This window comes from Aminobacter sp. 01T433, assembly GCF_056398585.1.
The window spans coordinates 1-9,120 of the sequence record NZ_JBFTPR010000043.1 but is presented as its reverse complement, the minus strand read 5'-3'; the positions used below and the strand labels follow the sequence as shown (position 1 = coordinate 9,120).

Sequence of the window (9,120 nt, the reverse complement as noted above, 5' to 3'; positions counted from 1 at the left end):
CCTGGCCGCCTTCGGCATTGCGGATGGTGATCCTGTCGCCGGCCTCGACCTCAAACAGCACCGCACCCAAGCCGGGCACGTGATAGCGCTCCGTGCCGGGCACAAGCAGCCCGGGCTGCAGGATCAGGCTCGGCCGCGGCGGACCAGCCACAATTTCGGGGTAGACTGAAATCGTCATCGCCACCTCGTCTAAAATTTGCCTGTGTGTAAAAATATTTCAGTCTGGAGAATACTCAAATTTGCCACTGCTGCAAGGCTTCCTTTTCGCCTCACTGGCAAAAAATGAAGCAGCGGGAACTTGGAATGCGTATCCTCCGGCACCCGCTCGTCATGGTTCGACGACGAAGCTTGTTGACAGAATGGGCGGACCATTATTATCATCCCAGTGAAATTTTATTCGTCATGGAAAATAACTGGGAGGTTGTTCCGCATGAAATCGCGTGTCGCCGTGATTGGAGCCGGGCCGTCAGGGCTCGCACAGCTAAGAGCATTTCAATCGGCCGCGGCGAAGGGCGCTGAAATCCCTGAAATTGTCTGCTTCGAAAAGCAGGCCAATTGGGGCGGCCTGTGGAACTACACCTGGCGCACTGGCCTCGATCAGTATGGCGAGCCCGTCCACGGTTCGATGTACCGCTATCTGTGGTCGAACGGCCCCAAGGAAGGCCTGGAGTTCGCCGACTATTCCTTCGAGGAGCATTTCGGCAAGCAGATCGCCTCCTATCCGCCGCGCGCGGTGCTCTTCGACTACATCGAGGGCCGCGTGAACAAGGCCGGCGTGCGCAAGTGGATCCGCTTCGAGACGGCCGTGCGCATGGTGACCTGGAACGAAGAGACCAAAAAGTTCACCGTCACCGTGCAGGACCTGCCCAAGGATCATTGCTATTCCGAGGAATTCGACAACGTTATCGTCGCTTCGGGCCACTTCTCGACCCCGAACGTGCCCGAATTCCCCGGCTTTGACCGTTTCAATGGCCGTATCCTGCACGCCCATGACTTCCGCGACGCCCGCGAGTTCGCCGGCAAGGACATCCTGATCGTCGGCACCAGCTATTCGGCCGAGGACATCGGTTCGCAATGCTGGAAATATGGCGCCAAGTCGATCACCAACTGCTACCGCACAGCACCCATGGGCTTCAAATGGCCCGACAACTGGGAGGAGCGGCCGCTGCTGGAAAAGGTCGAGGTCAATACCGCGACCTTCAAGGATGGCTCGACCAAGAAAATCGACGCGATCATCCTGTGCACTGGCTACAAGCACCATTTCCCGTTCCTGCCTGACGACCTGCGCCTGAGGACCGCCAACCGCCTGGCGACCGCCGATCTCTACAAGGGCGTCGCCTATGTCCACAATCCGGCGATGTTCTATCTCGGCATGCAGGACCAGTGGTTCACCTTCAACATGTTCGACGCGCAGGCCTGGTGGACGCGCGACGTCATCCTCGGCCGCATCAAGCTGCCTGCCGACAAGCAGGCGCTGGTCGCCGACGTCCAGGACCGTGTTGCGCGCGAGGATGCCGGCAAGGACTCCCACGACGCGATCGAATACCAGGGTGAATACGTCAAGGAACTGATCGCCGAAACCGACTATCCGAGCTTTGACGTGGACGGCGCCAACGCGGCCTTCTTCGAGTGGAAGGAACACAAGAAGAAGGGCATCATGGAGTTCCGCAACCACTCCTACAAGTCGGTCATCACAGGCACGATGGCGCCTGCGCATCACACGCCGTGGAAGGATGCGCTCGACGACTCGCTTGAATCCTACCTGCGTACCGCCACTCCTGTCGCTGCGGAGTGAAAGCCCGGCCTGCCGGCACCATCCGCCCAGTGTAATCAGCCATGCCGCCCCGCAAGGGGCGGCATTTGTTTTTGTATGGCCGTCACGGTGGCCAAGGCCTTGGCACCAGTCCTGCAGGTCTACCACGAACGTATTCATCCATCCGCAATTCTGCTATCGAAACAAGGCTACGTTTTTTCAAATAATGGAGGAACGAAATGGTCGCGTTTACGGCTAGCTGGGTACACGGGAACGCAGTGGTAGAAGAGAAGCCGCCGGCAGAAGACGGTGGTCTCTTCGGGTTCAATCACTTTGGTTGGGGCACCCAAATCACCATCCGACCAGGGTTCGCGCGATGGTTTCACATCACAATACCAACCCCAGTGATCCTCGACGACAAACGGCTGAAGCTGATCCGCGTCTTTCTTGGATACGAACAAATTGCCGGGTACAGAAACTCGGGTTCAATCCAAGACGTGCACCTGTGGGATGCCAGGCAGCGCGTCGCGATGAAGTCAAATAACGACTTTCTAAGCTCACCTGAGGCGCAAATTACAGGCTATAAAACCTACGAGTTGCTGCAACCCCGAGAATGGTGGTTTGGCGTAGGGTTATCATTCAGGCTGAGCGCACTTCCCTATCTCGATGGTCACTTCATCGACAACAGCGACGCTCCCGTCATCGTTATCGGATCGGCCGGAGCAGATTTCGCCCCTTAAGAATGGTGCGTTTGCAGATCGTTCATAGGAACGAGAGCTGGTGCTCGATGTGAGTCTGAGGGGCGAGGTCCGCAAGGCGGGCCATCTTCAAGTTGCTGTCGTTCCGGCCCGACGAGCTTCAATAACGGGACTCGCGGGCCAGCGCACCGCCAAATGCCGTTGGCCGCCCCAGAGCGGGGCGGTCCGTTCCTTGCTACGAGCTCAGGCTCGGGCCGCGGTTCTTTTCGCTGGCATAGAGCGCCACCGCCATGGCCCGGTTGCGGACATCGAGTTTGTCGTAGAGATTCTTGAGATGGTATTTGACGGTGTTTTCGGAAATCCCGGTGCGCGCCGCAATCTGAAGGTTTGTCCAGCCGTCGGCCAGTACCGAAAGCAGCTCGCGTTCGCGCGTTGTCAGCCGTGACAGCGGCGTATCGTTGATCTTGGACACATCCATGTAGGGGATGCAGATGCGGCCATGGGCGACCGCAACAAGCGTGTCGAACAGGATCGCCGGATCGTCGAACTGGTAGCAGAAGCCCTGGACGCCCAAGCGCACGCATTGCTTGAGAATTGATAGATCGTGGTCGTTGGAAAAGATCACCACGCGGGCATGCAGTCCGCGCCGCTGCATCTCGGCCAGCACCTCGCCGGAGTCCATGTCGGACAGTCTCCAGCCCAGCACTGCGATGTCGAACGAGGGGTCCGCCACAGATGCCGCCTCTAGAAAGGCCTTGCCTGTCTGGACGCTTTCGGCCAGCTCAAAACGGCTGTCTCGCCCGAGCATATCGCCCAAAGCAGCGATCACCAGTGGGTTGCGCTCGGCAATCAACACCCTGAATCTGTTCTCTTTTGCCACCGGCACCACCTCAATCCCGATGCCCTGGCGCTGACCCTTCCATTCGGCGTTCATATTCCTCCCGCCTATGTTCGTGGACCCAACCTGTCGTCGACGTCTCCTGCGCTAGTCGATCCTTTCCCGAGGCCGACCGAGATCGGCTCTTGAACGCAATTCATAGCATGAATGATTTTTTCATTCCAGTATAGAAGCAATTTTGCGGACATGTTGACCGGCAAGCCGGCGAACCAACCGCAAACGGCCCATTCCCACCCGTTCGGGTAGGTCGCGATTGCCCAGAGAGATGCGCCGGAACTGGCCGATCTTCCAACAGGGCCACGCTGGCAGCTGTTTCCCCTGGCAGTGCGACAAAATGGCTTGACGCCGCATCGGATTCGGACAAACTTCACTTTGAGGAAAAAAAGAAGCCTAAGCGGAAACTGCAATCGCGCCATGAAACCGAGAATTCGGGCGTGCGCGACGTGCCTTCAAAATCAATGGGAAACTTTGCCAATGAGCGCTGTTACGGACGTCAGTCCGGCGGAAACCGCCGGCCAACTTCAAAGGACAATCGATTGGCGCGGCGCCTTCTGGGTGGCCAGCGGCGTGCCGCCACTTGTCCTTTTCTCCATCGGCGGCATCGCCGGTACGACCGGAAACATCGCCTTCCTGATCTGGACGCTCTCCATCATCATGGGTTTCGTCCAGTCGTTCACCTATGCCGAGATCGCCGGCCTGTTCCCCAACAAGTCGGGCGGCGCGTCGGTCTATGGTGCGACCGCCTGGTTGCGTTATTCCAAGTTCATCGCGCCGCTGTCGGTATGGTGCAACTGGTTCGCCTGGACCCCTGTGCTCTCGCTCGGCTGCACGATCGCTGCTGCCTATATCCTCAATGCGCTGGCGCCGATCCCGGGCTTCACCGAATCCTCGCCTGAAGTGCTGCAGTATCTGGCGGCCAATGTCGGGACCACCGCAGCTGACGCTGTTGCGGCCGTCACCGCTGCCGCAACACCCGGCATCCGCACCTGGACACTTTACAGCCACACGCTGGGTCCGGTCGGCTTCTCGCTCAACGCCACCTTCTGGATCGGCGCGATCCTCATGCTGATGACGTTTGCCATCCAGCATCGCGGCATCCTCGGCACCGCCAGCGTCCAGAAGGTCGTTGGCCTGCTGGTCATCGTCCCGCTTCTGGTCGTTGGCATCGTTCCGATCCTGACCGGCCAGATCAACTGGGACAACTACTCGCCGCTGGTGCCGCTGGCCGCGGCCTATGCGCCTGAACCCGGCTCGTGGAACACTGCCGGCTGGACGCTGGCGCTCGGCGGCATGTTCATCGCGGCCTGGTCGACCTACGGCTTCGAAACGGCCGTCTGCTACACCCGCGAGTTCAAGAACCCGGCGACCGACACATTCAAGGCCATCTTCTATTCCGGCCTGCTGTGCATGCTGCTCTACATTTTGGTGCCCTTCACCTTCCAGGGTGTGCTCGGCATCAGCGGCATGCTGGCAACTCCGATCGTCGACGGCTCGGGTGTCGCCGATGCAATGGCCTCGATGGTCGGCGGCGGCGGGCTGGTGAAGACCTTGCTTGTCATGCTGATGATCCTTGCCCTGCTGCTCGCGATCATGACCGCCATGGCTGGCTCGTCGCGCACGCTCTACCAGGGCTCGGTCGACGGCTGGCTGCCCAAATATCTCAGCCACGTCAACGAACACGGCGCTCCGACCCGGGCGATGTGGACCGACCTGATCTTCAATCTCTGCCTGCTGGCGATCGCCTCCACCGACGCCACCAGCTTCTTCTTCATCCTCGCCGTCGCCAATTGCGGCTACATCATCTTCAACTTCCTCAACCTCAATGCCGGCTGGATCCACCGCATGGACAACGGCCATATCCACCGTCCTTGGAAGGCTCCGACCTGGCTGCTCGCAGCCGGTACCATCTTCGCCTTCGTCAACGCCGTCTTCATGGGCGCCGGCGCCAAGGTCTGGAACCCGATGGCGCTTTGGGCCGGCCTGTTCACGGTGGCGCTGATCATCCCGGTGTTCTGCTACCGCCACTACGTCCAGGACGGCGGCAAGTTCCCGCCGCACATGCTCGATGATCTTGGCATGCACGAAAGCGACCTGCGCAAGAAGAAGGCCGGCATCCTGCCCTATGTGACGCTCATCGCGGGTCTTGCCGTGGTGCTGATAGCCAACTGGTTCTTCGTGCTCTGACACGGCGAACCCAACAACAACACACGGTCCCGCGCTGGGAGGCGCGGGGCCTTTTTGACAAAGGTCGGGGAACGACAAATGAGCTCAACAACAATCACTCATAGCGGCGCCGGAGACGGCCAGCTTCAACGAACGATCGACTGGCGCGGCGCCTTCTGGGTCGCCAGCGGCGTGCCGGCCCTTGTTCTGTTTTCGATCGGCGGCATCGCCGGTACCACCGGCAACATCGCCTTCCTGATCTGGACCGCCTCGATCATCCTCGGCCTGATCCAGTCCTTCACCTATGCCGAGATCGCCGGCTTGTTCCCGTCCAAGTCGGGTGGCGCCTCGGTCTATGGCGCCACGGCATGGCTGCGCTATTCCAAGTTCATCGCGCCGCTGTCGGTGTGGTGCAACTGGCTCGCCTGGACACCGGTGCTGTCGCTCGGCTGCTCGATCGCGGCGGCCTATATCCTGAACGCCTTGGCACCGATCCCCGGCTTCACCGAAACCTCGCCCGAAGTGCTGCAATACATGGCGGCCAATGCGGGTGCGAGCGCAGCCGACGCGATTGCAACCCTGACCACGGCAGCAACGCCAGCGATCCGCAGCTGGACGCTCTATCACGGCACGCTCGGCCCGGTCAGTTTCTCGCTCAACTCGGTGTTCTTCATCGGCGTCATATTGATGCTGATCACCTTCGCCATCCAGCATCGCGGCATTCTCGGCACCGCCAATGTGCAGAAATACATCGGCCTGATCGTGATCGTGCCGATGCTGATCGTCGGCATCGTCCCGATCGTCACCGGCCAGATCAACTGGGACAATTATTCGCCGCTGGTGCCGCTCGCCGCCGCCTATTCGCCTGAGCCCGGCGCATGGAACGTCGCCGGCTGGACCTTGGCATTCGGCGGCATGTTCATCGCGGCATGGTCGGCCTACGCCTTTGAAACGGCGATCTGCTACACCTCCGAGTTCAAGAACCCCGGCCGCGACACCGTGCGGGCGATCTTCTATTCGGGCCTGCTTTGCCTTGCGCTCTACACGCTGGTGCCTTTCACCTTCCAGGGTGTGCTTGGCCTCAACGGCATGCTGGCAACCCCGATCGTCGATGGTTCTGGCGTTGCCGAAGCCATGGCCCGGATGGTCGGCGGCGCTGGCTTCGTCACCTCGATCATGGTGATGCTGATGATCCTGGCACTGATGCTGTCGATCATGACGGCGATGGCCGGTTCCTCGCGCACGCTCTACCAGGGCTCGGTCGACGGCTGGCTGCCGCGCTATCTCAGCCACGTCAACAGCCATGGCGCACCGACGCGCGCCATGTGGACCGACTTGATCTTCAACGTGTTCCTGCTCGCCGTCGCCTCTGCCGATGCCACCAGCTTCTTCTTCGTGCTGTCGGTGTCGAATTGCGGCTACATCATCTTCAACTTCCTCAACCTGAATTCGGGCTGGATCCACCGCATCGACAATGGCCATATCCACCGGCCGTGGAAGGCACCGACGATCCTGATCGCGGTGGGTGCCCTGCTCTCCTACGTCAACGCCATGTTCATGGGTGCTGGCGCCAAGGTCTGGAACCCCTGGGCGCTGTGGGCCGGCTTCATCGCCGCAGCTCTGATCATCCCGGTGTTCTGCTATCGGCACTACGTCCAGGATGGCGGCAAGTTCCCGGTGCACATGCTCGACGATCTCGGCATCACCCAGGAAGACCTGAAGATCCGCAAGGCCGGCATCCTGCCCTACCTCACGCTGATCGCCGGCGTAGCGGTGGTGATTCTGGCCAACTGGTTCTTTGTCATCTGACCGTCAGGAACCCTCTCCATGGTGAAGGCCGGCGCAAGCCGGCCTTTTCCTTTGGGCCAGGCTTCACCGTCCAGCAGCCAACCCGAGGAAAATGTGCCGGGGCCAATATTTCTTTCCATGAAAGATTCTTGCATTACGGTTGACTTTCGGCCTTTCCGGCTGCTATAGATTCAGACGGGAAAATTCAGCGCAACAAGCTGTCCGGATGGTGTATCCGGGGCTGAGAACCAACGGCTTGCGCCGTGGGATCGGATGCGCTCGCCTGGGAGGAATGACATAGCATGACGACCGTAATCGACGGCAAGGTAGCGGCAGCCGATGTGGTGGCGAAGGTCAAGGTCGCAGCCGACCAGCTGATCGCTGCGACAGGTGTTGTCCCCGGCATCGCCGTGGTCATCGTCGGCCACGATCCGGCGAGCCAGGTCTATGTCGCCTCCAAGGGCAAGAAAGCCAAGGAGTGTGGCTTCCATTCGATCGAACACGCGCTGCCGGCCGACACGTCCGAAACCGATCTGGTCGCTCTGGTCGAGAAGCTCAACGCCGACCCCACGATCCACGGCATCCTCGTTCAGCTGCCACTGCCCGACCATGTCGACGCCGGCAAGATCATCCAGACGATTTCGGCCGAGAAGGATGTCGACGGCTTCCATTTCACCAATGTCGGCAAGCTCGGCACCGGCGAACTCGACACAGCCTTCGTGCCCTGCACGCCAGCCGGCTCGATGCTGTTGATCGAGCGCGCGCTCGGCCGTGACCTTTCAGGCCTCAACGCCGTTGTGGTCGGCCGTTCCAACATCGTCGGCAAGCCGATGGCCAATCTGCTGCTCAATGCCAATGCCACCGTCACCATCGCCCACAGCCGCACCAAGGACCTGCCGGCCCTTTGCCGCACGGCCGACATCCTGGTCGCAGCTGTCGGCCGTCCGGAGATGATCAAGGGCGATTGGGTCAAGCCGGGCGCTACCGTCATCGACGTCGGCATCAACCGCCTCAGCGCAGACGCCAACGGCAAATCGAAGCTTGTCGGCGACGTCGACTATGCCAGTGCTGCCGAACATTCCGGCGCGATCACGCCCGTTCCGGGCGGCGTCGGGCCGATGACAATTGCGCTTTTGATGGCCAATACGGTCGTCTCGGCCTGCCGTGCAGCGGGCCAGGCTGCGCCTCGCTTTTAATCTGGGAGCCCAAGAGGCTCCGTGGAAATCGAACCAAACTCAAGGGAAGAGAGTCATGGCCGAATTCAAGACCGACATCGAGATAGCGCGTGGCGCAAAGAAGAAGCCGATCCAGGAGATCGGTGCCAAGATCGGCATTCCGACCGAACATTTGCTGCCTTATGGCCACGACAAGGCGAAGATCTCGGCTGAGTTCATCGCCGAGGCGCGCAAGAAAAAAGACGGCAAGCTGATCCTGGTCACCGCGATCAACCCGACGCCTGCCGGCGAAGGCAAGACCACCACCACGGTCGGCCTCGGTGACGGTTTGAACCGCATCGGCAAGAAGGCCATCGTGTGCATCCGCGAAGCCTCGCTTGGACCCAATTTCGGCGTCAAGGGCGGTGCCGCTGGCGGCGGTTATGCCCAGGTCGTGCCGATGGAGGACATGAACCTCCACTTCACCGGCGACTTCCACGCCATCACCACCGCGCATAACCTGCTTGCGGCGCTGATCGACAACCACATCTACTGGGGCAACGAGCTCGGCATCGACACCCGCCGGGTCGTGTGGCGCCGGGTGATGGACATGAACGACCGCGCGCTGCGCGAGATCAACTGCTCGCTCGGCGGTGTCGCCAACGG

The 9,120-nt window shown here is 60.6% G+C and carries 7 protein-coding genes; 6 read left to right on the top strand and 1 reads right to left on the bottom strand.

The features are described 5' to 3' along the window. Window positions 1–430: 430 nt before the first annotated feature. Together AC1DLV_RS29985 and AC1DLV_RS29980 are read left to right on the top strand one after the other, a co-directional pair. Window positions 431–1,795, top strand: coding sequence for an NAD(P)-binding domain-containing protein (locus AC1DLV_RS29985; RefSeq protein WP_476803606.1), 1,365 nt, complete (start codon window positions 431–433; stop codon window positions 1,793–1,795). Window positions 1,796–1,992: 197 nt separating this feature from the next. After that, complete coding sequence (locus AC1DLV_RS29980) at window positions 1,993–2,493, top strand: hypothetical protein (RefSeq protein WP_476803605.1); 501 nt, start codon at window positions 1,993–1,995, stop codon at window positions 2,491–2,493. 193 nt (window positions 2,494–2,686) lie between these two features. Here the strand turns inward: AC1DLV_RS29980 and AC1DLV_RS29975 are convergent, their stop codons facing one another. Further along, entirely contained in the window at window positions 2,687–3,385 is a 699-nt protein-coding gene (locus AC1DLV_RS29975) for a LuxR C-terminal-related transcriptional regulator (RefSeq protein WP_476803604.1), read from the bottom strand. Window positions 3,386–3,823: 438 nt separating this feature from the next. Between AC1DLV_RS29975 and AC1DLV_RS29970 the strand changes: the two genes are divergently transcribed. From AC1DLV_RS29970 to AC1DLV_RS29955, 4 genes are all read left to right on the top strand, one after another. Then, window positions 3,824–5,533 carry an APC family permease gene (locus AC1DLV_RS29970; protein WP_476803603.1) on the top strand — a complete coding sequence of 570 codons (1,710 nt, stop codon included), beginning with the start codon at window positions 3,824–3,826 and terminating at the stop codon, window positions 5,531–5,533. Window positions 5,534–5,611: 78 nt separating this feature from the next. Then, complete coding sequence (locus tag AC1DLV_RS29965; protein WP_476803602.1) at window positions 5,612–7,321, top strand: APC family permease; 1,710 nt, start codon at window positions 5,612–5,614, stop codon at window positions 7,319–7,321. 281 nt (window positions 7,322–7,602) lie between these two features. Beyond that, window positions 7,603–8,496, top strand: coding sequence for a bifunctional methylenetetrahydrofolate dehydrogenase/methenyltetrahydrofolate cyclohydrolase FolD (folD, locus tag AC1DLV_RS29960; RefSeq protein WP_476803601.1), 894 nt, complete (start codon window positions 7,603–7,605; stop codon window positions 8,494–8,496). Window positions 8,497–8,551: 55 nt separating this feature from the next. Further along, the coding region (locus tag AC1DLV_RS29955; protein WP_476836305.1) for a formate--tetrahydrofolate ligase at window positions 8,552–9,120 on the top strand (569 nt) is incomplete at its 3' end.

Coding starts and splice junctions, on each gene's coding strand:
- AC1DLV_RS29965 (WP_476803602.1), top strand. CDS start 5,612: ATGAGCTCAACAACAATCACTCATAGCGGCGCCGGAGACGGCCAGCTT.
- AC1DLV_RS29970 (WP_476803603.1), top strand. CDS start 3,824: ATGAGCGCTGTTACGGACGTCAGTCCGGCGGAAACCGCCGGCCAACTT.
- AC1DLV_RS29980 (WP_476803605.1), top strand. CDS start 1,993: ATGGTCGCGTTTACGGCTAGCTGGGTACACGGGAACGCAGTGGTAGAA.
- AC1DLV_RS29975 (WP_476803604.1), bottom strand. CDS start 3,385: ATGAACGCCGAATGGAAGGGTCAGCGCCAGGGCATCGGGATTGAGGTG.
- folD (WP_476803601.1), top strand. CDS start 7,603: ATGACGACCGTAATCGACGGCAAGGTAGCGGCAGCCGATGTGGTGGCG.
- AC1DLV_RS29985 (WP_476803606.1), top strand. CDS start 431: ATGAAATCGCGTGTCGCCGTGATTGGAGCCGGGCCGTCAGGGCTCGCA.